The 24,019-nt window shown below is 53.0% G+C and carries 21 protein-coding genes; 5 read left to right on the top strand and 16 right to left on the bottom strand.

Annotated elements, in window-relative coordinates:
* Positions 1-4: 4 nt before the first annotated feature.
* The 7 genes from cysA to BL249_RS00935 form a co-directional block, all read right to left on the bottom strand.
* Positions 5-1,093: a sulfate/thiosulfate ABC transporter ATP-binding protein CysA gene (cysA, locus tag BL249_RS00965; RefSeq protein WP_099705147.1), complete on the bottom strand. Its 1,089-nt coding sequence runs from the start codon at positions 1,091-1,093 to the stop codon at positions 5-7.
* Positions 1,083-1,952, bottom strand: coding sequence for a sulfate/thiosulfate ABC transporter permease CysW (gene cysW, locus BL249_RS00960; RefSeq protein ID WP_099705148.1), 870 nt, complete (start codon positions 1,950-1,952; stop codon positions 1,083-1,085). The genes cysA and cysW overlap by 11 nt, the downstream gene beginning before the upstream one ends.
* Positions 1,952-2,788, bottom strand: a complete 837-nt coding sequence (gene cysT / locus BL249_RS00955; protein ID WP_099705149.1) for a sulfate/thiosulfate ABC transporter permease CysT — start codon at positions 2,786-2,788, stop codon at positions 1,952-1,954. Before cysT ends, cysW begins: the two co-directional genes overlap by 1 nt.
* 1 nt (position 2,789) lies before the next feature.
* On the bottom strand, positions 2,790-3,803 hold the full coding sequence (locus BL249_RS00950) for a sulfate ABC transporter substrate-binding protein (protein ID WP_099705150.1): 1,014 nt from the start codon (positions 3,801-3,803) through the stop codon (positions 2,790-2,792).
* Between the two features lie 219 nt (positions 3,804-4,022).
* Positions 4,023-4,634: an RpoE-regulated lipoprotein gene (locus tag BL249_RS00945; protein ID WP_099705151.1), complete on the bottom strand. Its 612-nt coding sequence runs from the start codon at positions 4,632-4,634 to the stop codon at positions 4,023-4,025.
* 64 nt (positions 4,635-4,698) lie between these two features.
* The gene (locus BL249_RS00940; RefSeq protein ID WP_099705152.1) at positions 4,699-5,154 is read right to left on the bottom strand and encodes a DUF2919 domain-containing protein; all 456 of its coding nucleotides are present in this window, start codon (positions 5,152-5,154) and stop codon (positions 4,699-4,701) included.
* Between the two features lie 6 nt (positions 5,155-5,160).
* On the bottom strand, positions 5,161-5,586 hold the full coding sequence (locus tag BL249_RS00935) for a GNAT family acetyltransferase (protein WP_099705153.1): 426 nt from the start codon (positions 5,584-5,586) through the stop codon (positions 5,161-5,163).
* A gap of 201 nt (positions 5,587-5,787) precedes the next feature.
* On the opposite strand from BL249_RS00935, the gene amiA reads away from it, so the two are divergent.
* Together amiA and hemF are read left to right on the top strand one after the other, a co-directional pair.
* On the top strand, positions 5,788-6,666 hold the full coding sequence (amiA, locus tag BL249_RS00930; protein WP_099705154.1) for an N-acetylmuramoyl-L-alanine amidase AmiA: 879 nt from the start codon (positions 5,788-5,790) through the stop codon (positions 6,664-6,666).
* A gap of 40 nt (positions 6,667-6,706) precedes the next feature.
* On the top strand, positions 6,707-7,615 hold the full coding sequence (gene hemF, locus BL249_RS00925; RefSeq protein ID WP_099705155.1) for an oxygen-dependent coproporphyrinogen oxidase: 909 nt from the start codon (positions 6,707-6,709) through the stop codon (positions 7,613-7,615).
* A 58-nt stretch (positions 7,616-7,673) separates the two neighbouring features.
* On the opposite strand, the gene maeB is transcribed toward hemF, so the two are convergent.
* The 6 genes from maeB to BL249_RS00895 all read right to left on the bottom strand — a co-directional run bounded on the left by maeB (position 7,674) and on the right by BL249_RS00895 (position 15,508).
* Positions 7,674-9,953, bottom strand: coding sequence for an NADP-dependent oxaloacetate-decarboxylating malate dehydrogenase (maeB, locus tag BL249_RS00920; RefSeq protein ID WP_099705156.1), 2,280 nt, complete (start codon positions 9,951-9,953; stop codon positions 7,674-7,676).
* A gap of 264 nt (positions 9,954-10,217) precedes the next feature.
* On the bottom strand, positions 10,218-11,183 hold the full coding sequence (locus tag BL249_RS00915) for a sugar-binding transcriptional regulator (RefSeq protein ID WP_099705157.1): 966 nt from the start codon (positions 11,181-11,183) through the stop codon (positions 10,218-10,220).
* Positions 11,184-11,318: 135 nt separating this feature from the next.
* Positions 11,319-12,176: a phosphogluconate dehydrogenase C-terminal domain-containing protein gene (locus tag BL249_RS00910; RefSeq protein WP_099705158.1), complete on the bottom strand. Its 858-nt coding sequence runs from the start codon at positions 12,174-12,176 to the stop codon at positions 11,319-11,321.
* A complete protein-coding gene (locus BL249_RS00905) occupies positions 12,173-12,988 on the bottom strand; it encodes a sugar phosphate isomerase/epimerase family protein (protein WP_099705159.1) in 816 nt (271 codons plus the stop codon). Before BL249_RS00905 ends, BL249_RS00910 begins: the two co-directional genes overlap by 4 nt.
* A gap of 10 nt (positions 12,989-12,998) precedes the next feature.
* On the bottom strand, positions 12,999-13,775 hold the full coding sequence (locus BL249_RS00900) for a triose-phosphate isomerase family protein (protein ID WP_099705160.1): 777 nt from the start codon (positions 13,773-13,775) through the stop codon (positions 12,999-13,001).
* A complete protein-coding gene (locus BL249_RS00895) occupies positions 13,772-15,508 on the bottom strand; it encodes a dihydroxyacetone kinase family protein (protein WP_099705161.1) in 1,737 nt (578 codons plus the stop codon). The genes BL249_RS00900 and BL249_RS00895 overlap by 4 nt, the downstream gene beginning before the upstream one ends.
* Positions 15,509-15,933: 425 nt before the next feature.
* Between BL249_RS00895 and rpiB the strand changes: the two genes are divergently transcribed.
* The 3 genes from rpiB to tkt all read left to right on the top strand — a co-directional run bounded on the left by rpiB (position 15,934) and on the right by tkt (position 19,720).
* Positions 15,934-16,392, top strand: coding sequence for a ribose 5-phosphate isomerase B (gene rpiB, locus BL249_RS00890; protein ID WP_099705162.1), 459 nt, complete (start codon positions 15,934-15,936; stop codon positions 16,390-16,392).
* Between the two features lie 287 nt (positions 16,393-16,679).
* Complete coding sequence (tal, locus tag BL249_RS00885) at positions 16,680-17,630, top strand: transaldolase (RefSeq protein ID WP_099716797.1); 951 nt, start codon at positions 16,680-16,682, stop codon at positions 17,628-17,630.
* Between the two features lie 89 nt (positions 17,631-17,719).
* On the top strand, positions 17,720-19,720 hold the full coding sequence (gene tkt, locus BL249_RS00880; protein ID WP_099705164.1) for a transketolase: 2,001 nt from the start codon (positions 17,720-17,722) through the stop codon (positions 19,718-19,720).
* Between the two features lie 88 nt (positions 19,721-19,808).
* On the opposite strand, the gene BL249_RS00875 is transcribed toward tkt, so the two are convergent.
* The 3 genes from BL249_RS00875 to ansP all read right to left on the bottom strand — a co-directional run bounded on the left by BL249_RS00875 (position 19,809) and on the right by ansP (position 23,637).
* On the bottom strand, positions 19,809-20,909 hold the full coding sequence (locus BL249_RS00875; protein ID WP_099705165.1) for a DUF1176 domain-containing protein: 1,101 nt from the start codon (positions 20,907-20,909) through the stop codon (positions 19,809-19,811).
* A gap of 550 nt (positions 20,910-21,459) precedes the next feature.
* Entirely contained in the window at positions 21,460-22,038 is a 579-nt protein-coding gene (gene nudK, locus BL249_RS00870) for a GDP-mannose pyrophosphatase NudK (RefSeq protein WP_099705166.1), read from the bottom strand.
* Between the two features lie 126 nt (positions 22,039-22,164).
* A complete protein-coding gene (gene ansP, locus BL249_RS00865) occupies positions 22,165-23,637 on the bottom strand; it encodes an L-asparagine permease (RefSeq protein ID WP_099705167.1) in 1,473 nt (490 codons plus the stop codon).
* Between the last annotated feature and the right edge of the window lie 382 nt (positions 23,638-24,019).

The following is a 24,019-nucleotide window of genomic DNA, read 5'->3' as shown; positions in this document are numbered from 1 at the left end:
AATATCAAGCGCTTTGCGCGAAGGCAAGCTGCCGTAAGGGCACATCGCCATGATAAACCCGCGCCTGTTTCAGCCCGACATAAAGCGTCTCGCCGCGTAACGGTGCCAGCTGGCTGCCATCGAACACCACGCTAAATGGTGCATCCTGCCAGCCCTGAGGTTGCAGCTGAAGCTGCCAGAAATGTCCTTTGGGGCTGACTTCTATCACCTGGGCTATCAGCGGCGTATCCGGGGTATTCTGCCGGCTGACATCCACTTCCCATGGACGCAGGAAAAGGTCAACCTGCGCCTGCCACACCGGCGTATAGCCCAGCGGCCAGCGCTGACCACCGACGGAAAATTGCGCCCCGTCTATCTGACCATCAAAACGATTCACTTCGCCAAGAAACTCCAGTACGAAGCGGGTCGCCGGGTCACGCCAGACGTCCTGCGGTGAACCTATCTGTTCAATGTGCCCCTGGCTCATTACCACCACGCTGTCAGCCACTTCCATCGCCTCTTCCTGGTCATGGGTAACAAACACGCTGGTAAACTTCAGTTCCTCATGCAGCTGACGCAACCAGCTGCGTAACTCTTTGCGAACCTGTGCGTCCAGCGCGCCAAAAGGTTCATCAAGCAGCAGAATTTGCGGCTCGACAGCCAGCGCGCGCGCCAGCGCCACACGCTGCTTCTGGCCTCCGGAAAGCTGAGCAGGATAGCGGTTAGCCAGCGGCGACAGCTGAACCATCTCCAGCAACTGCATAACTTTTTGCCGGATGGCGGCGCTGCCTGGACGCTTGCGGCGCGGCAGCACTGTTAATCCAAAAGCGATGTTATCGAACACCGTCATATGACGAAACAACGCATAATGCTGGAAAACAAAGCCGACCTGACGGTCACGGGCATGCATGCCGGTGACATCGTTACCATGAAAGCTCAGCCTGCCCTGCGAGGGATGTTCAAGTCCGGCAATAATCCGCAGCAGCGTGGTTTTTCCTGAACCAGATGGCCCCAGCAACGCCACCATTTCACCGGAAGGAATATCCAGAGAAATATCATGCAGCACGCTTGTTGAGCCAAAAGATTTGCCAATACCACTAATTTCAATGCTCATTATGTCCCTCCTGCTGCATGCGCACGCGCTGGCTTTCCAGTCGCCACTGTAAAGCACTTTTCAAAAACAGTGTCACAATTGCCATCAGCGTCAGTAACGCCGCGGCGGTAAATGCGCCTACCGTATTATAATCCTGATGCAGTAATTCAACCTGAAGTGGCAGCGTGTAGGTTTCACCACGCACCGCCCCTGAAACCACCGATACCGCACCAAATTCCCCAATCGCCCGTGCATTGGTTAGCACCACGCCATACAATAAAGCCCAGCGAATATTAGGCAGCGTCACCCGCCGGAACATTTGCCAGCCAGACGCCCCCAGCAAAATAGCGGCTTCATCCTCGTGACTCCCCTGACTAAGCATCACCGGCACCAGTTCACGCACCACAAAGGGACAGGTTACAAACACCGTTGCCATAACAATACCCGGCCAGGAAAACATCAGCTGGATGTTATGCGCATCCAGCCAGTTACCAACCGGTCCGTTTACCCCCCAGAACAGCAGATAAATCAGCCCGGCAACCACCGGCGATACGGCAAAAGGAATATCAAACAGCGTCAGTAATAGCTGACGCCCCGGAAAGCGAAAACGCGTCACCAGCCAGGCCAGCAAGGTGCCAAAGACCAGGTTCACCGGCACGGTAATCAAAGCCACCAGCAGCGTCAGCCAGATGGCATGCAGCATATCAGGGTCATGCAGATTAGCGATGGCGCTATGCACGCCGTCAGCCAGTGCTTCAACAAAAATTGATACCAGCGGGACCACCAGCAACAAGGTGGAAAACAGGATACCAAGCGTAATCAGCAGGCCCTTGCCCCAGTTAATCCGCCGCCGGCGCATCACGGTCATGATATCTGCCATCAGTGGCCTCCAATTCGCCGGCCAAAGCGGCTTTGTAGCGTATTAATGGCAAACAGCAGCAGCAACGACGCTGCCAGAATGACTGACGCAATGGCACTGGCTGCCGGATAATCAAACTCCTGCAGCCGGACAAAAATCATCAGCGAAGTCACTTCGGTCTTCCAGGCAATATTGCCGGCAATAAAAATAACCGCACCAAACTCACCAAGGCTACGGGTAAAAGAGAGCGCTGTCCCCGCCAGCAGCGCGGGTGCCACTTCAGGCAGCACCACCCGGTAAAAACTCTGCCAGGGGGTGGCCCCCAGGGTTTCTGCAGCTTCTTCGAATTCGGCACCCAGCTCTTCCAGTACCGGCTGAACCGTACGTACAACAAAAGGCACGCTGGTGAAAGCCATTGCCACAGCAATACCCAGCCAGGTATAGGAAACTTTAATGCCGAACCATGCATAAAGGCCGCTTCCCAGCCAGCCATTAGTGGAAAACAGGCCGGCTAGCGTCAGGCCGGCAACCGCCGTCGGTAAAGCAAAGGGTAAATCCATCAGACCATCCAGCAGGCTACGTCCGGGAAAGCGATAGCGGGTTAATATCCACGCCATCAGCATGCCAAAAACGGCATTGAACACCGACGCGACCGCAGCAGCCAGCAACGTCACTTTGTAGGCGGCAACGATTTGCGGATTAGTGACAACCTGCCAGTATTGCGCCAGCGTCATCTGTGACAATTGCATCAGCAATGCGCTGAGGGGCAACAGCAAAATCAGGCAGGTAAAAAACAGGCTGCTGCCGAGACTGATACCAAATCCCGGCAAAACACGTTTACTCTGGACAAATTCCATTTTAATGTCCTGCAGCAAGCAGCTTATCCAGCTCGCCACCATTGGAAAAATGCGTTTTCATTACCTTATCCCAGTGGCCAAACTTCTGTTCGACGTTAAACAGGCGGGTAGCCGGGAAGCGATCTTTATTTTCAGCCATCAGCGCCGGATTATTCACCCGGTAATAAAAATCGGTAATAATTTTCTGCGCTTCGGGGGAATAAAGATAGTTCAGGTAGGCTTTCGCCGCCACGCTGGTATTATTACGCGCAATATTTTTATCAATCCAGCTCACCGGAAATTCGGCGCGAATATCATTTTCCGGTACCACAACTTCAAATCCCTCACTGGCGTACTGATTACGAATGGTATTAACTTCAGATTCAAAGCTTATCAGAACATCACCTAAACCCCGGTCAACAAAGGTGGTAGTCGCACCCCGGCCACCGGTATCAAAAACCACGACATTTTTCAAAAAACGGCGCATAAAGTCACGGGTTTTTGCCAGATTGTTGCCATCGGCCTCGCTGGAGGCTCCCCAGGCTGCCAGATAGGTATAACGACCATTTCCGGACGTTTTGGGATTAGGAAACACCAGTTTTACATCGTTTCTCGCCAGGTCATTCCAGCTGTGGATATTTTTCGGATTCCCCTTGCGGACCAGAAACGCCATCGTCGAATAGAATGGCGAACTGTTATTGGGCAGGCGTTGCTGCCAGTTAGCGGGAATAAGGTTGCCGCGGTCGTGCAGGATTTGCACATCGGTTACCTGATTATAGGTCACCACATCGGCTTTTAGTCCCTGCAATATCGCCAGTGCCTGCTTCGATGAGCCGGCGTGAGATTGCTTAATGGTCAGCTTGTCATCAGGATGTTGCGCATTCAACTGCTGTTCAAACGGGCGGTTCAGTGCAATAAACAATTCGCGGGCGACGTCATAGGAGCTGTTTAGTAATTCGGTTGCCTGTGCGTGGCCAGCCAGTAGCAGGGTCAACAGCGCCGCACTGACTATTTTTTTTATCGTTTTTTGTCTCATATCGCACCCTGTGTCTCAATCTGACTGAATGTATCAGGCTGTCAGTTTATTTATAACACCGGGCAAAGTTGTAACGGTTTTATATACCTTTTGGTGATTTTAAAGCGTTAAACGCTATAAGGTGCTGGCACTGGTTATGCAACTGGCTTGACCGACGCAATTATCCGCCTGACAGGCCGGCCTGCTGGTGCAAAGGCCGCCCGCCGGGCAAGCAAAAGGTCATTGTTGCCAGATAATTTTGTCAATACGCCATTTTTGCAGCGTTGCATTGTCCGGCATTAATCCCAGCGGGCCATGCCACTCGCCGCTAAACTGATACCAGATATGCTGACTCGCCGGAGCCTGACAGCGAATGTCACTTCCTTCACCCGCTCCCGCCAGCTTACAGGCACCAAAGGCTTCACGGTATAGCTGGCTAAAAGGGGTGCCCAGGGTGATATTGTCAGGCCCACTCACCTTCTCGTCCATGACCACAACCTGGCTGACGCTGTGCTGACCGTTGATGACCATTTTCAGCTTGTCATCACGCAGCGCCTGCCAGAAAGTAATGATTTTTCCGCCCTCGCCACGCATACCTTTACGCAGATGGTAATTGCCACCGAGCGCATCGCTGATCGCTGTTTCCGTCATAGGCGTTGCCGCCGTTATTGTCCCTACTCCCTGCTCTGTCACCCGCGGCGTTGAAGCAAACCAGCCAAGCGGATTAAGCGCCGACCAGTGCCATGATAAAGGGTTATACCAGCTGGCGCTGTCAGCAGAGGGGGCAGAGGAACCGGCACAGCCGGCCAGTAATATGGCCGCACAAAGCGGCATCAGGGAAACAGACTTCATGAACACTCCTTTCATTCACAGGCGCTATCGCCGAACAGCTTTGATTGTGCCGGCGCCGAAAAGTTTACTCAGCTTGCATTAAGTGCGGATTGAAACAATCACGCAGCCGGCCATCGAGCAACAGCCAGCATAAAGCCAGCAGATCGGCGACGCCGGTGATAATCAGCCATGGAGTCATCTGCACCCTGTCCTGACTAATGGCAACAGAGGGCTGAATAAAAGAGAACAACAAGGAAAATATCAATACCCAGCGCCAGGCCTGCCAGCTGCGTGGAAAACGCTGACGCCAGCCACTCAGTAAAAAACCCGCTACCGCCGGGATACCGCCAATCAGGCCAAACCAGAAGTCATGCGGGTCGGGATAAAATAACCCCAGCAATGTGCTGGCCTGCTGACGGGAAACCCCAGCCAGTACCAGCAGCACCCAGCTGCGTGATTGCAGCAGCAGAATTAACCAGTAAGATAAGGGAAGTCTGAGTTGTCCTTTGTCATCCCAGAACTCCGGAGGATACTTCAGCATAACGCATTAATATTCACGGTCTTCAATCAGACGTTTGCCAAGACTAACGCTGTCTACCAGGTCATAATCAAGTTTTTCATAAAATCCAATCACCGCATCATTTTCCTGACGCACCATCAGATTGATTTTTGGGCAACCGCGGGCAATCAGCTTTTTTTCCAGCCGGTTAACCAGCGCATTGGCAATGCCACGACCACGGTAATCAGGATGCACGCCAAGGTAATATGCCGAACCGCGATGGCCGTCATAACCGCCCATCAGACTACCAACGATTTCGCCACCCACCACCGCCACCAGAAACAGATCCGGGTCGTAGCTCATCTTACGCTCAATATCCAGCTCGGGGTCATTCCACGGCCGCAGCAGATCGCAGCGGTCCCACAGCGTGATCACCTCTTCAAAATCGTCCTGCTGAAACGCGCGGATTTCCATGGCTTATATCCTGTTAAGTCGCAGATTCTGCTGATTATCACGCATTCTGGCCGATGCGCAAGTTATCTGCATCGCAGGGATAAAAATCAGCTTGCTATTTGCCTGCTGAAATAAAAAATAAATGCCTGAAATACACCAGCTCTCGCGTAATAACAACCGTTACGATATAACAATAAATAATATTTATTGGTGGATACCACTGTGAAAACGATCAAATTTCTGACTCCGGAAACCTCACGCCGTCAGCTACTGCTGACTGGCATGGCACTGGCGCTAAGCTGCAGCCGCCTGGCCCGCGCCGGCACAGCGCCTGACAGTCTGAAGCTAAATGGCAACCACAGCCAGCCGGCGAAGCCCGCCGCCGCAGGCAAAAGAATCGTCATGATCGACCCCGGTCACGGCGGTATCGATTCCGGCGCTCTCGGTGAAGAAGGCTCTGAAGAAAAACACGTGGTGCTGGATATCGCCCGCCATATTCGCAGCCGGTTGCAAGATCATCCGACCATTGAGGTGCGACTGACCCGCGACAGCGATTATTTTATCCCGCTGTATCAACGGGTTGAAATTGCCCATCAACACGGTGCTAACCTGTTTATGTCAATTCATGCCGATGGTTTCACCCGTCCGGATGCCCATGGCGCTTCGGTTTTTGCCCTGTCAACGCGCGGTGCCAGCAGCACTATGGCAAAATATCTCGCCAATCGTGAAAATGCGGCGGATAAGGTCGGCGGCGTTGAAGTTGAAGCCAAAGATCACTACCTGCAGGAAATTCTGTTCGATCTGGTGCAAACCGACACCATTAAAAACAGCCTGACACTGGGTAAGCATGTGCTCAATCAAATCCGGCCAATTCATTCTTTGCATAGCGAGCACACTGAACAGGCCGCCTTTGCGGTGCTCAAATCACCGTCAATACCGTCAGTATTAGTGGAAACTTCTTTCATTACCAATCCACAGGAAGAACGCCTGCTGGGAACCACTGCTTTCCGGCAAAAAATCGCCGGCGCCATTGTCGATGGCATTATCAGTTTCTTCCGGGAGTTTGACGCGCTAAACCCACGCGCGACAGCCATAAAATAACCTATAATCACCGGATTATTTTTTAGCAGGAAAGGAAATCATGCATTCACCTGATATTGCCAGGGTCAGACAATTCCTATTGCAACTGCAGGACGATATCTGTCAGCAGCTCACCGGTGAGGATGGTAAAGCCTGCTTCCAGCAGGATAACTGGACGCGCGAGCAAGGCGGCGGTGGTCGCAGCCGGGTGCTGCGCCACGGCGCGGTGTTTGAACAGGCCGGCGTCAATTTCTCTCATGTCCATGGCAGCCAGATGCCCGCATCAGCAACGGCTCATCGTCCGGAACTGGCAGGACGCCGCTTTGAAGCGCTGGGAGTTTCGCTGGTGGTTCACCCGGAGAATCCTTACGTGCCCACCAGCCATGCTAACGTACGTTTTTTTATTGCCGAAAAACCTGATGCTGAGCCGGTCTGGTGGTTTGGTGGTAGCTTTGACCTCACGCCGTTCTATGGCTTTGAAGAAGATGCGCAGCACTGGCACCGTACCGCGCAGCAGCTTTGCCAGCCCTTCGGTAATGACTACTATCCACGCTATAAAAAATGGTGCGACGACTATTTTCATCTGCCCCACCGTAATGAACAGCGAGGCATCGGCGGCTTATTCTTTGATGACCTGAATACACCAGACTTTGACCACTGTTTTGCTTTTGCTCAGGCCGTCGGTCAGGGATTTATTGATGGCTATCTGCCGATTGTTGCGCGCCGCAAAACAACGCCCTGGGGGGAACGTCAGCGACAATTCCAGCTTTACCGCCGTGGCCGCTATGTGGAATTCAATCTTGTCTGGGATCGCGGCACCCATTTTGGCCTGCAAACCGGCGGGCGTACCGAATCCATTCTGATGTCAATGCCGCCGCTGGCACGCTGGGAATATGATTATCAGCCGTTAGCGGATTCAGAAGAAGCCAGGCTTTACCGCGACTTCCTGCCAGTAAAAGAGTGGTTGTAATCCAGCAGCCGCGGTTAAATTCGGGCGCAGAAGGCATTTCGCCGCCTGCGCCCGATGCTTATAACGGTGTGGTTTGTGCTTCCACCACCGCCAGTGCAACCATATTAACAATCCGTCGCACCGAGGCTATCGGCGTTAAAATATGCACCGGACTGGCCATCCCCATCAGCACCGGGCCAACGGTAACCCCTTCAGTACAGGCAACACGCAGCAGGTTATAACTGATACGTGCGGCTTCCATATTGGGCATAATCAGCAGATTTGCAGATCCTTTTAACGGACTGTCCGGCATCAGATCTTTGCGGATGCTTTCCAGCAGTGCGGCATCACCGTGCATTTCGCCATCCACTTCCAGCTGCGGTGCCTGCTGCTGAATCAGCGCCAGTGCCTCACGCATTTTCTGCGCCGCTGGCGCATCTGAACTGCCAAAGCTGGAATGAGAAAGTAACGCCACCCGCGGCTCAATGCCAAAACGGCGAACCGTTTCTGCGGCGAGCAGTGTCAGCTCTGCCAGCTGCTGGGCCGAAGGATCGGCATTGACATAGGTATCGGCAATGAAAGTATTGCCGCATGGCAGCATCAAGGCGTTCATCGCGCCAGCAACTTTCTGTGGCTTGCGGTAGCCAAACACGTTTTCCATGACGCGAAAATGTTCGTGATAGTCACCAATTGTGCCGCAAATAAGCGCATCGGCCTCACCACGATGAACCATAATTGCGCCAATCAGCGTGGGGTTACCAATCAGCGCACGCTGTGCCTGCTCCGGGCTGACGCCACGACGTTTCATAATCTGATAATATTCATTCCAGTAAGTTCTGAAACGCGGGTCGGACTCATTGTTCACCACCTCAAAGTCCTTTCCGGCCTGAATTTTCAACCCCTGCTTTTTCAGGCGCATTTCAATCACCCCCGGGCGACCGATCAGCACCGGTTTTGCCAGGCCCAGGCCAATCAGCTCCTGGGTCGCATGGAGAACACGAATATCCTCCCCTTCTGCCAGCACCACCCGTTTTGGATCTTTGCGCGCCTGGGAGAAGATCGGTTTCATAAACAGATTGGTGGTGTAGACAAATTCGGCCAGTTTTTCGCGGTAAGCGTTCATGTCTGACAGCGGTCGGGTTGCCACACCAGAATCCATTGCCGCCTGTGCCACAGCTGGCGCTATCTGGACAATTAAACGCGGATCAAAAGGTTTGGGAATCAGATAGTCAGGCCCGAAACTCAGATCCTGATCAACGTAGGCTGATGCTACCACATCACTCTGTTCCGCCTGTGCCAGTTCAGCGATCGCCTGTACTGCGGCCAGCTTCATCTCTTCGTTAATTGCCGTGGCACCAACATCCAGCGCGCCGCGGAAAATAAACGGAAAGCAGAGCACATTGTTTACCTGGTTGGGGTAATCAGAACGGCCGGTACAGATAATGGCGTCCGGGCGTACCGCTTTTGCCAGCGGCGGCAGGATTTCCGGCTGAGGATTTGCCAGAGCCAGAATCAGCGGATCGCGCGCCATACGCCTGACCATCCCGGGGCTGAGAATACCTGGGCCGGAGCAACCGAGGAAAATATCCGCGTTAGCGATGACGTCATCGAGGGTTCGCTTACCGTTATCGGCAATGGCATAGGCCGCTTTGGTCGCCGCCATATTCTCTTCGCGCCCCTGATAAATCACCCCTTTAGAGTCGCACACGATAATATTGTGTCGGTTCAGCCCCATGCTCACCAACAGGTTCATACAGGCAATCGCCGAGGCACCGGCACCGGATACCACCAGACGCACATCGGAGATATTTTTTTTAACCACTTTCAGGCCGTTAATAACGGCGGCACTGCAGATAATTGCCGTGCCGTGCTGATCGTCATGGAACACCGGGATGTTCATGCGTTCACGCAGTTTCTTTTCAATATAAAAACATTCCGGCGCTTTAATATCTTCAAGATTGATACCGCCAAAGGTCGGCTCCAGCGCCGCCACGACCTCAATAAACTTATCGGCATCGGTCAGGTCAACTTCAATATCAAAAACATCAATGCCGGCAAATTTTTTAAACAGAACGCCTTTACCTTCCATTACCGGTTTACCGGCCAGTGCGCCAATATTGCCAAGCCCCAGCACGGCCGTTCCGTTGGATATCACCGCCACCAGATTGCCCCGCGCCGTGTACTTATGTGCAGCCAGCGGATCATCAGCAATTTCCAGACAAGGTGCCGCCACGCCCGGCGAATAGGCCAGGGCAAGATCGCGCTGGGTTGCCAGCGGTTTGGTCGGCACGACCTGAATTTTACCTGGCTGCGGATATTGATGAAAATCTAACGCACTTTTGTTCAGTTGGTCGTCCATTCGCCACTCCTGTTTCTCGTTGCTCACTCGCTGAACGCAGCTATAACTATAGAAGTGAAGCAGGATGACAAACCACGACGCAGGGCGAAAAAATCAGATTATCACCCGGCAAAACGTGCTTTTATTGTTGCCGGGCACAGCGCCGGTCCGACTCAGGCAACTGACAGCCGACCTTGTACGCCCAGGTCCGATGCCGCGAGCCTGCGGCAACTGTCCGTTTCTTAAAGCGCGGGCGCAACCAATCAGCCTGATGCAGCGAATCTCTTACTGGGTCATATTGAGAATGGTACGGATATTCTGGGCACTGGTGGCAATAATATCGATAGCGCCGGTACGCAGTGCCCCGAGTATGGCCATCGCCTTGGTATTTTCTGCGGCAATCGCAATCACGCAGGGGATTTTGCGCAATTCATCAATACTCAGGCCAATAACACGATGATTCATGACCGTATCAACATGTTCGCCCTGGGCATTAAAGAAATCATAGCCTGCCACGTCGCCGGTGACCCCCTGATTGAGGCTGGCGTCGATGATTTCATGGGGTGAAAACCAGCCCAGCTTGACCATATAGCTATTTTCGTTCATATCGCCAATGCCGACGATAGCCACATCAGCCTTGCGCGCTCTGTCGAGGGTCTCTTTAATGGTGCCGTTTTGCATAAATGCGTCCCGTAAAGCACGATTTTCCACGTATGCCGGCGCATAGAGCGTTTCACTGTTGCCGCCAAATTTGCGCGCCATCCGGCGGCTGATATGGTCGGCATTGATAGCATCGCCCGGTCGGTGGGTCCCCCCAATACTGCTGATAAAATGGCAATAGCGCACCGGTACCTGGCCGGGATAGTCCGCCACTGCGGCAACGTTACGCCCCTGACCAATCGCCACCACATTATTTTCTTTTAGCACCTGACCAAGATGGGAAGAAACCAGTGCCGCCACCTGACGACGCTGCTCGTCTTCCTCCGGATAGTCCAGGGCAATAAGCGCACGTTGCAGATGGGGAAAACGGCTGAGCAGCTGCTGCTCAAGACGGGTGCTGAAAACCGGATGATAGCGGACGTTAATTTCTACAATACCCTCTTCCCTGGCGCGTTTTAGTAATCGTCCAACCTTGATGCGTGAAATGCCAAATTTACGCGCAATCTCTTCCTGGGTAATTTCATCCTGATAGTAAGCAACCGCAATTTCGGTCAGCAGTTCGGTATCCTGAGAAAGCGTGTTTTTTTCCATCCGGTCTCGGTTCTCGCCTGTTTATTCGCTGAAATATCGCTGCCAGGCTGACGCCGCAGCAGTCAGGCTGAATTTATACCACTGATACGGCTTGTTCTGCCAGAAATTGCCGCGCAAGCCGTAATCTGCGTCCGGTTAACGACGGATAGCATCAATTTTCAGCATACGTGCAATAACAATATCCAGTTCTTGCTGATGGAATATCTGTTTCCAGTCAGGTTTTATAATTTTCTCCCGCCCATACTCCATCGCGATCATACAGGCATCGGAAAAGGGGTTAGTCGCCCGGAACGCCACCGCCAGCGCAATCTGAATATGGCCAAACAGCATGGCTTTCGCCGCTGCCTCCGGCACACCCGCATGTCTGACCGTTTCGTCCAGCGCCTCTTTCATAAAGGCTCCCACCATACAAGCCACGGTTTCCACCAGCGTCGGTTCCAGGTAAGCCAGCTGGGTCACGGTCACCCAGTGAACCTCTTCAACCGGGCCATACATCACGCGGATAACCTCACTCAGCGCGGCTTTATCCGCATCACTGCCAGCCTCAAAGGACGCCGCAACATGTTGAATGGCGGCTATGCCGCCAAAGGCATCATCATGTTCCTCTTTCGTATAGCGCTGCAGAAAAACCGAGGGATGGCAGGGATGGGCTACCGCATAGCGAATACCCTCGCGTTGAGCAATCAGATTAGCGTAGGCCGCCGCCGGGTCCAGCGTCAATAAAATGGCGCCGGCTTTCATTAGCGGCACCATGCTTTGCGAGACCTTACCCAGCACAATATCCGGCACTGCCAGAATAACCACATCACTTAACGGCACCACGCTGGCCGCATCGGCAAGTTCACGCCCCTGTGCGGTGACATTTTGCTGCGCTTGTGCGGCATTTTCACAGTAAAACATCCGGTATTGGCTTTTTTGCAAATTGGCGGAGATACGCATGCCCATTTTGCCCCCGGCGCCAATCACGGTGATCGTTGTTAATTGATGGCTCATTCTTGTTGCTCCTGGTTCTGTTTAGTCTGTAAAAATGCAATGTTATGTCGCGTCCAGGCGGCCTCCAGCTGACAGGTCACTTCGGCATTCCCTTGCCACGGCAGCCAGTGCTCAACAATCTGATTAATGCCTTGCCGCACCGGCCGCAGCCGGGCCACCATCGCGTCATAATCCAGTAACCCTTCTCCCAGCGGGCAGCCGGCCAGCGTAAAGCCAACCCAGCCATCACGCCGCGAGAAAGTGAAATCTTTTACATGCAGATTCAGTACCCGGCTGGCGGTGTTCTCAATCACCTGCTCAGGCAGTTCCAGCGCCGCGACACAGTTAGCCGGATCGAGGCAGATACCGAGGTAGCGGGAAGGATGTTGTTGAATAATCGTCATCAGCAGGCAGCTTTTTACCTGCTCATAGGTTTCCAGGCACAACGCCACCTGCTGACGTTCAAAAGCCGGTAAAATCGTCTCAATCAGAGAAAAAGCCTGCTGTTCATTCGGGCGAAGTGTCGCGCTGTAGAGCATTGAGCGGATAAGCTTTGCATCAAGCATCCCGGCAATGTGTAAATAGCGTCTCAGATGATCGGTTGCCAGACCGCGGGTGCCCAGTTCCAGCGTAATACCGAGTTCATCCGCCTGACGGCGTAACGCGCTAAGCTGACCATCAGACCATGTTTCAATGGCAGGATAATCACAAATCTGAAACAGCGAGATTCCCAGCGCCGCAGTCTGTTGCAACATCTGAGGCAACGACAGCGGCTGCGGCACCTGCGGCGAAGCACGCCAGAAAAAAGCATAGGTACTCAATCCAATCGCCATCTTCGTTCTCCTAGCCTGTCGATGACGCCACCAATGCAGCAGCTTCGTCGACTATCTGGCACAATGCGGCAGGATCATGCGCAAAACGTCCCAAAAAAAGCCCGTCGACCTGACCATCAAGCCGCTGCAACAATCCCGGTCCGGCGCTGCCCCCATAAATAACCCGCAATGAGATGCCGGCCGGCCGGCTGTCCTTGATGCCGGCGCATACCGTGCGAATATGCCGATCCGCTGCCGGTTGTGGCGCACCAATCGCCCATTGCGGTTCGTAGGCAACGATCACTTCGCCCGCCAGATGTTGCTGGCAGGCTGTTTTCAGGTTGGCGTGCAGCTGACGGCTACACAGATCGATAGCCTGATCGGCATTGACTGGCTCAGGCTCACCAAGACATAAAACCGGCGTCAGATGATGCCGTAACGCCATTGCCACTTTCAGCGCAATAAGATCATCATCTTCAAAAAAATGGCGCCGGCGTTCTGCATGGCCGATTTCGGCGAAGTGGCAACCTATTTCTGCCAGCATGCTGGCACTGACTTCGCCGGTCCAGGCCCCCTTTTCTGTTTGGCAAATATCCTGCGCCCCGGTTTTTATTGCCGTATCAGCAAAGATAGCCTTGACCGCTGTCAGCGCGGGAAAGGCAGGTAAAATAAACAGGCCAACCTTGCCACAGATCATTGCCGGGTGCTGGCGGAGGTTTTCTGCCACTGCGTGGCTCCAGTTCAGCGTTTGCTGATAGCCAAAGTACATTTTAAGACTGACACCCAGCCAGATTGCCGGCTGCATCATGCGCCACCTCGCTGCAGCTGTAAAAACTCGCTCACCACCCCGACAATCATCGCCAGCGATAACGCTCCGGCATCCGGAGTACCCAGACTTTTTTCCGCCAGCGGACGCGCCCGGCCCATTTTTGGCAGTAGCTGCGCCGTATCCTGTGCGTGTTGCCGGGCAACAGCAGCGGCCTCCCGCCAGGCGTCGGCCAGCGTTGCTCCCGCCGCGACCTGGCTATTCAGGGTCTCGCTGAACGGAACCAGCACATCCACCATGGTTTTATCGCCGGGTTTAGCTTTACCGAAATGCATAATGCCGGCGTTAGCATCCGCCACCGCTGCGGCGACCCGGCTGGCTTGCGGCGCATGCTGATCGCCGAACGCGCAGCCAAGAGCATTCAGTATCACGCCCCACAGCGCCCCGGAGGTACCGCCGGCCCGATCTGACCAGGCATCGGCGGCACGACACAGCAGGGTGCCGGCACCCGCCCCCTGCCTGACAAGCTCCTGGGCTTTCTCCAGCGCAGCGCTGGCACCCCTGACCATGCCAATACCATGATCGCCATCACCGGCAACCGCATCAATACGTCCCAGTTCCACGGCATTGGCATGCAGGGTTTGCGACACGGCGTCCAGTATTTTCAGCAAGCAGCGAGCAGACTGTCTGGAAGCGCCGGAGGCAGCCGGAATCGCTTCCTGCACGGATAACTGTCGCTCTTCGACAGTCAGCGCCTCAGCCTGGATAACGCTGCCTTTACGGTAAGCCGGAGTATTGCACGGTGCGCGCCAGAATGTCTCCAGCTCATCGTCCAGCCACATCAGGGTCAGTGACGCCCCGGCCATATTGAAGCTGGTAACAAACTCCCCTACCTCGGGGTCAACAACCTCAATGCCTTTTTCGTCCATCAGCTGTGCCAGCCGGCGGTAAACCACAAACAACTCTTCATATTTCACAGCACCCAGGCCATTAAGGATTAACGCGCAGCGTTGTCCTTCTGGCTGACTGATGCCAGGGGGAAGTTCTGCCAGCAGGCGATCGACCATCAGTTCTGCCAGCGCATCGGCGCGCGGAACTTCGGTATCTGTAATACCAGGTTCACCATGAATCCCCATTCCCAGCGCCATGCTGCCTTTGGCCACTTGAAACAACGGCTGTCCGGCGCCCGGCAGAGTACAGCCTGAGAAAGCCACACCCAATGAACGGGTGCGTGCATTAGCACGCCGCGTTATGGCACTAACCCCGGCCAGGCTCAGTCCGGCTTCAGCCGCCGCGCTGGCAACTTTAAATACCGCCAGATCGCCAGCAACGCCGCGCCGTTTCTCTATTTCTGCCACATTAGCGCTGGATATATCATCGGTAACAGCCACCATTTCACAGGGAATGCCCTCTGCTTTCAGACGTTCACACGCCTGACCAAAATGCAAAACATCCCCGGCATAGTTACCAAAAGTCAGTAACACGCCGGCCCCGTTTTCAGCAGCGCGAGCGACGTGATAAATCTGGCGGGCAGAAGGTGAAGCAAACAGATTGCCCATAGCCGCCCCGTGCGCCAGTCCCTGACCGACCAGGCCGGCAAAAGCCGGGTAGTGGCCGGAACCACCGCCAATCACCACCGCCACGGTGCCGGGCTTGCTTCTGGTGCTACGTACCACACCACCGGTGACCTGACGAACTTTGTCAGCATTGGCCGCGACAAAACCTTCGGTTAACTCACTGGCAAAGGCGGACGGCTGATTAAACAAATAAGTCATGATGAATGCTCCTGTGCAAGTTGCGCTGGCATGCCTTGCCACCGGCGTTAAGCAACCACATCAGCAGGGCTGATAGCAGCATAAATCCGCCGACAACCCTCATTGCCCGGCTGTCGCAGTGAGTGGCCAGATTGTTACCGTGACGATCGATTGAACAAATGAACATTACTATAATAAATGTTCAAAGAAAAATAGCGACGATGAAAACTGTGATCGCCTTCATGAAGTTGGCTTTCCGGCCATTTTTAGCGTATTCAGGCTAATCTGTGGCGGTCAGTTCGCCTGATAGCCCCATTTTTATTGCTGGATATAAAATACAAATGAACTTATATTGAACATATGAGCAATAATATGGCAGGCTAACAGTGACCTGACAAACCTGTTGCCGTCAGGCTGTGACTTTTAAGAAACCTGAGGAAAAAGCGATGAACTCGATTGCAATTGGGGCCGATGATGCGGCACTGGAGCTAAAAAATCTGATTAAAGCCTATTTGCAGGAAAAAAATTATAGCGTCGCTGACTACAGCAGCGATGCGCAGGCAGACAATACCATGTACCCGGATGTGGCCTTTAGCGTCGCCTCAGCGATCAAAGAGGGAAAATTTGAACGCGCCATTCTGATTTGCGGCACCGGCATCGGAATGGCAATCGTTGCCAATAAAGTGCCGGGCGTGCGGGCCGCACAATGTCACGATACCTACTCTGCCGAGCGGGCACGGAAAAGCAATAATGCCCAGATAATCACGCTGGGTTCACGTGTTATCGGACCGGAACTGGCTAAAACGCTGGTGAATAGCTGGCTTAATGCCGAATTTGAGGGCGGAGGTTCTACCGCAAAAGTGAATAAAATCGACCAGTACGAACAGCAAATACTGGCAAAATGAGCACTGAATGACACGGCGCAGTCCATCAGAGCAACGCGCCTTCTGCTAAACTTGCCCTATTGATGTCAGATATTGGCGGCAGATTTTTTCCATTTCCGGCTATCAGCAGGTGTTTCTGATATCGTCATACTGATGGCCGTGCAGGCTTATTCATGCGGGCTGAATCGGATAAGCCCATCGCAATAATCAGAAAAAGCGTATTTTCATCCTCATGAGCCTAGTGCAATGTGTTTGTTTGTGAAATTTATTTCGCAATTATATGAAATTGCGTATCAAGGAGTTAAGAGATGAACCAGCTAGATGCATTAAAACAGTACACCACCGTGGTTGCCGATAGCGGTGATATTGAATCGATTCGAAATTATCACCCCGAAGATGCCACCACCAACCCGTCACTGATCCTTAAAGCAGCCGGACTTGACTCTTATAAGCACCTGATAACCGATGCTATCGACTTCGCTAAAAAACAGGGTGGCAGTAAAGAAACGCAGATTATTAATGCCAGCGATAAAGTCGCGATAAACCTTGGCATGGAAATTCTGAAAAGCGTTCCCGGTCGCGTTTCCACTGAAGTGGATGCCCGGCTCTCTTTCGATCGCGGAATGTGCGTCACCAAGGCCGAAAAACTGATCCGTATGTATGAAGATCACGGGGTTGACCGTTCCCGCGTACTGATTAAGCTGGCCTCGACCTGGGAAGGCATTCGCGCCGCGGAAGAACTGGAAAAAAACGGCATTAATTGTAACCTGACGCTGCTGTTCTCCTTCGCCCAGGCCCGGGCCTGCGCCGAAGCCGGCGTATTCCTGATTTCACCTTTCGTCGGCCGCATTTATGACTGGTATCACAGCCGTAAGCCTCTCGACCCCTATGTGGTTGATGAAGACCCGGGGGTTCAGTCGGTACGTAAAATCTATGAGTACTACAAACAGCACCGCTATAACACCATTATTATGGGAGCCAGTTTCCGCAAAACAGAGCAGATTATTGCGCTGGCAGGCTGCGATCGTCTGACTATTTCGCCGAATCTGTTACAGGAGCTGCAGGCCAGCAATGCGCCGGTTGAACGCAAATTGTCACCGTCCACGCAGGGTTTCCATCAGCCAGCACCACTTTCTGAAGCTGCGTTTCGCTGGGAACACAATCAGGACCCGATGGCAGTGGAAAAACTGGCCGAGGGCATTCGCCAGTTTGCCGTTGACCAGCAGAAACTGGAAGACGTGCTGGCCGCAAGGCTGTAGACACCACAGGGGCGACGCAAGTCGCCCCTGGCATATTCACCCGGGGTGGTCAGTTAACCCCGCTTTTTTATAAGCCAACGGAGAACAACATGTCCTCACGCAGAGAACTGGCTAACGCAATTCGCGCGCTGAGTATGGATGCGGTGCAGCAAGCCAAATCAGGCCATCCCGGCGCACCTATGGGGATGGCGGATATTGCAGAAGTATTGTGGCGCGATTTCCTCAAGCACAATCCGCAGAATCCGGCGTGGAGCGATCGCGATCGTTTTATTCTCTCTAACGGACACGGTTCGATGCTGCTGTACAGCCTGCTGCATCTTACCGGCTATGCGCTGCCGATTGAAGAACTGAAAAATTTCCGCCAGCTGCATTCAAAAACCCCAGGCCATCCGGAAATTGGCTATACGCCCGGCGTGGAAACAACCACCGGGCCGCTGGGACAAGGACTGGCGAACGCGGTAGGCCTGGCGATTGCCGAACGTACTCTTGCCGCACAGTTTAACCGTCCCGGTCATGATATTGTCGATCACCATACCTGGGTGTTTATGGGGGATGGCTGCCTGATGGAGGGGATTTCCCATGAAGTCTGCTCGCTGGCTGGGACCCTTGGACTTGGTAAGCTTATCGGCTTTTACGACCATAACGGTATCTCAATTGACGGCGAGGTTGATGGCTGGTTTAGCGACGACACCGCCAGACGTTTCGAAGCATACCACTGGCACATTATTCGCGATATCGATGGCCATGATGCTGCAGCGGTTTCGCAGGCAATAAAAGAAGCCCGCAGCGTGACTGATAAGCCATCGCTGATTATCTGTCGCACCATCATCGGCTTTGGTTCCCCCAATAAAGCCGGCAAAGAGGAAGCGCACGGCGCGGCACTTGGTGAAGAGGAAGTTGCACTGACCCGTAAACAGCTGGGTTGGAATCATCCGGCTTTTGAAATACCTGAAGATATTTATGCGCAATGGGACGCGAAAAAAACCGGCGCAGAACAGGAAAAAGCCTGGCAGAAAAAATTCAACGCCTGGCAGGCAGCCTATCCCGAGCTGGCCGCAGAATATACCCGCCGTATGCAGGGTGGATTACCGGATAACTGGGAAACACAAGCGCAGAAGTTTATCAGCGACCTGCAAGCCAGCCCGCAAAAAATTGCCAGCCGTAAAGCGTCACAAAATGCGCTGGAAGTATACGGAAAACTGTTGCCAGAATTTCTTGGCGGATCTGCTGACCTCGCCCCCAGTAATCTGACCATCTGGTCTGGCTCCAGACCGCTGAATGAAGATATCGCCGGCAATTATATCCACTACGGTGTGCGTGAATTTGGCATGACGGCCATTGCTAACGGCATCGCCCATCACGGTGGCTTTGTCCCCTACACCGCCACTTTTCTGATGTTCGTTGAATATGCCCGCAACGCGGTGCGTATGGCGGCACTGATGAAAGCACGACAGATCCTGGTTTATACCCATGACTCAATCGGTCTCGGTGAAGATGGCCCGACCCACCAGCCGGTAGAACAGCTTGCCAGCCTGCGACTGACGCCCAATATCAGTGTCTGGCGCCCCTGCGATCAGGTTGAAACCGCCGTGGCGTGGAAGCATGCCATTGAGCGGCATCATGGGCCAACGGCGCTGATTTTGTCGCGTCAGAATCTGGCACAGCCAGCGCGTGATAAAACCCAGCTGGCAAATATTTCGCGTGGCGCCTACGTGCTGAAAGAATGCAGCGGCACTGCGGAAATTATTCTGATCGCCACCGGTTCTGAAATGGAAATCACGCTTAAGGCGCAGGAAAAGCTGAGCGCCGATGGCCACAAAGTGCGGGTGGTTTCTATGCCCTCCTGCGATCTGTTCGATAAGCAGGATGCGGCCTATCGTGAATCGGTGCTGCCAGCGACGGTAACCGCGCGCATTGCCGTCGAGGCCGGAATCGCTGACTACTGGTATAAGTACGTGGGTCTCAACGGTAAAATTGTCGGTATGACCACTTTTGGGGAGTCTGCGCCCGCCGATAAGCTGTTTCCCGCATTTGGCTTCACGGTAGAAAACATCGTAAGCCAGGCCGAAGCATTACTGAAACCGGTTTAACCGACGTCTGGCGATAAAAAACCGGCATCACGCCGGTTTTTTTGTGCCAGATATAGTTAGTTATATCGCGATGATAGATTGGCAGCGGTCAGGATGCCGGCTGCGGCTCAAGTGATACCGTTGCCGCAGGTTCTCTGGCAACAACCGTGGTCCAGAGTGCCGGCCAGTCATCGCTGCTATGCCAGGCATCACAGGTCCCTTCCCGGGCGTAATCTGCCAGTTGAAACTGGCCACCATCAAACTGCCAGCGGGTGGCAACGCCACAGTCACCCAGCCCCCGATCTTTGCTGAAAGTGAGCAATTCACCGCTGGCTGCATCATATTCTGCATTGACCAGCTCAAGATCTTTTTCTGCCTGGCCCGGCGCGGTAAAAGGCAGCTTCAGGGAAATACCTTTTGCAACATAGGGCTGGACGCGGGTAATTTCGAACGCCAGATCAATCACGTTATATGCTCCCATTTCACAGCTAATCAGCAACAGCGCTTTATCATCGGTTAACGGTGATACGCTGACCTGACGCCGTTGCGGATCGAGGGAACATTCGTCGGTGTTGATCCGCCAGGTGCCGAAGTCAATCAGACCACTGGCCTCATCACGCGTCAGGGCAGCCGGCGGATGAGGCTGGGGGTACACCTTTGGCGTTACCGGCTCAGGCGGCACCGCATCAGCCGGCCGATCGCCGCGCTTTACAAAGGCCCCCTGGCTATTCACTCTGCCCTGTATCTCATCCATCAGCGCCAGCGCAGGTTTTAATCCGTGCAGTGAAATAGTGGCCCCCTGGCGGTATAGCAGCTGAATATTGTCTGCATCCATTATTTGCGCCAGAAATTCCTCCAGTGAAATAGTATGTGCCGTACTCAGATGATGTGCAGCAACCTGCCAGTGTTTTAGATCGAGTTTCAGGCGTTTCTGATCCAACAGAAGATTATCTTTTAACGGACCACCGGCCAATTCACCGCTGTAACGATTACCGTAATCAATACGAATCAGCGCACGATCATTATTACCCGCATGCCGGCTGATAGTCATCACCAGACCATTATCACCGGGAATATTTCTTGCCACACAGTAGTTGAGGTTATTACAGGTAATTTGCCAGTCAGAAATGACTTTCTGCAACGGTTCGGCATGCAGGCTGGCAGCATGCAACAAAGACAACGAAAGAAAAAATTTCATCCAGCGTGGCATTAATTAATGGGGTCCTAAAATTGTATAAGGTCGATATAGTCAGGCGCAAAACGCCGGCGTTTTTTGGCCAAAAATCATTCAGGGCAGCTCACGCTGGCAAACATGCCGCCGTTGTTAGCAAGCGTTTTTAAAGTAATAATGACAAGCATAATCACTCACTGCCCGCCTTCTCAATAAGATTTATCGGACATTAACCGGCTGGCTGACGGCTATTTAATCGATAAAAAGGAAAATAATTACAATAATAGTTTATAATCGCTGTTTATTATATTAATTAGCTGATATTTATCAGATTTAGTTTTTTATTTTGTGAAATTAATCACGCAGAAAAAGTGGATATACTGCGCTTTAAAAGAATATTTTATTGCCGCAATGCCGCCAGATGGTTCAAAACTTTATTAAGTACAAAAATTATCTGAGCGATGATAAAAAATTATCTGCAGCCATTTTATATATCAGCCATATATCCGGCGTATTTTCGCCGAAAAAACCATCCCCCCCCCGCCGGCCACCGCCCGGCAAGGACTCTGAAGCGACTTCGCCACCAACGTCAGACAACCAGCCAGCCACGCAGCTGAGCCTGCTGTAACAGAATCACCGTTTTACCATCACAAATACGGCCATCAGCCACCCTGGCCATGGCGTCGGGATAGCTTAACTCCAGCACGTCAATCTGCTCGTCGTCAACGCCACCACCGGCACTTTTTTTCAGTCCGTCCCGGTATTCCGCCGCAAAAAAATGCACAATTTCCGTTACTCCGCCAGGGGACATATAAAGCTGAAACAGCTTTTCCACTTCACCAATGGCATATCCCGTCTCTTCCATAGCTTCTTTGCGGATGCAGGCTTCCGGAGAATCGTTATCCAGCAGACCAGCGCAGGTTTCAATCAGCATACCGTCCGGGTTGTTATTCACCCAGGTAGCGATACGAAACTGACGGGTCAGGACCACGCTGTTTTTCTGACGGTTGTACAGCAAAATAGTCGCACCATCACCACGATCGTAAACTTCACGTTTGTGGCGCACTTTGTCGCCACTGGCATTTTCCAGTTCATAAGTGTAGTTACGCAAAACAAACCAGTTTTCTGACAAAATTTTATTTTTAATCAGATGGACTTTGAGAGACATAACCTTGTCCGGTTTCCGGGGAAAAAACGATGATAGTGCGTGCGGGCGTGGAAAACTATCTGAATAGTGCGGCCTTATTCAGGCCGCGATTTCCCCCGGCACAGGGTTGTGTACCGGGGAAAGAGATCAGTCAGGCAGATTTTTCAGATGTTCTTCATCATGCTGCTGCTGGGAAATGGCATGTGCCCGTTTACGCACGCCAAACCATCCCAGCACCAGAATGACTATCAGCAACGGGATGCTGGCGATAGTCCAGGTACCATTGGGATAATCAAAGGCCATCAGCACCAGCACTCCGGCCAGAAACATCAGCGTCAGCCAGGAAGTATATGGCGCCCCTGGCATTTTAAAACTCACCGCTTCGGCTTTGCCTTCGTGGATGGCTTTACGCAGACGCAGCTGGCACAGAACAATAAAAGCCCATGAAGAAATAATGCCCAGTGAGGCAAAGTTAAGCACAATTTCAAATACCTGGGAAGGCACCACGTAATTCAGATAAACGCCAATAACGTAAACCAGTACGGTGACCAGAATCCCCATATAAGGTACTTTTCTTTTGCTCATTTTTGACAGGATTTTCGGCGCCGAACCGCCCATCGACATCGACCGCAAAATACGCGCCGTGGCATAAAGACCGGAGTTCAGGCTGGAAAGCGCTGCGCTCAGCACCACAATATTCATGATGCTACCAATATAAGGTACGCCAAGTTTGGAGAAGAAAGTCACGAACGGACTCTGGCCGGCCTGGTAAGCATTCCAGGGAAGCAGCAGCACCAGCAGCAGCACCGAGCCAACGTAAAACAGGCCGATACGCCAGATAACGCTGTTAACGGCCTTCGGCACCATGTTTTTCGGGTCTTTACACTCACCGGCCGCTACCCCCACCATTTCAATGGCAGCAAAAGCAAACACCACGCCCTGAATCAATACCAGCGCCGGCAGGATGCCATGAGGAAACACGCCGCCGTTATCTGAAATCAGATGAAAGCCGGTGCTGTGGCCGTCAATTAGCTTGCCACTACCGAGGAATACCACCCCCACGACCAGGAACAGGGCAATAGCCGCCACTTTAATCAGTGCAAACCAGAACTCCATTTCGGCAAACCACTTTACTCCTACCAGGTTCATCGAAGCGACTATCGCCAGCGCGCCCAGTGCCAGCGCCCACTGTGGGACATCGCCAAATGCATGCCAGTAATGCATATAGAGCGCGACGGCGGTAATGTCGACAATGCCAGTCATCGCCCAGTTAACAAAGTACATCCAGCCGGCAACATATGAGCCTTTTTCTCCCATAAATTCACGGGCATAAGAAACGAAACTCCCGCTGGAGGGGCGATGTAACACCAGTTCGCCCAGCGCCCGCAAGATGAAAAAACAAAAGATACCGCAGACCAGATAAACAATTGCCAGCGAAGGGCCCGCTGCCTGAAGCCGTGCCCCGGCACCGAGAAACAGGCCGGTTCCGATAGCACCGCCAATAGCTATCATCTGTACCTGACGATTTCCCATCGCTTTGTGATAACCGGAGTCGTGGGAATTTAACCAACGTCTTCTGGCTGCATGTTTCGCGGCCGCACTTTTTCTATTCGATCTCATTTTTATTCCTGATAACCTGTCCAAAAATGTCAGCCTCCAGTCATTCCGATGGCCGACTGACTCTCGTAGCCTGACCGCCCCAGAAGCCTGAGAAATGTTCCGTCTTCTCAATGATCAGGCAAGATTATGATCACCCTGTTTTTTTACTATTAGGTGGCAAATCAATGGCGATGCATCCTAACCGTTCCACGGCGATGACGCAAAACTTCTCAGCCCCTGGCGGGTAAAAGATTTTAATTTTGTCTGCGCGCGCAAAAAAAAGCTGAAAAGGCGCAAAAAAATGTTGCATCCGCTGCCCGCAAACCCATTCAGTCTGCGGCTTGTAGCCCGGATAAGCCGATAACGGCTTCAGCGCTCAGTGGCGGCGCGACGGCATGCTACG

Source organism: Erwinia sp. OLFS4 (assembly GCF_002752165.1).
GTDB lineage: Bacteria > Pseudomonadota > Gammaproteobacteria > Enterobacterales > Enterobacteriaceae > Izhakiella.
The sequence above is the reverse complement of the archived record's forward strand: the minus strand, read 5'-3'. Positions and strand labels throughout refer to the sequence as shown.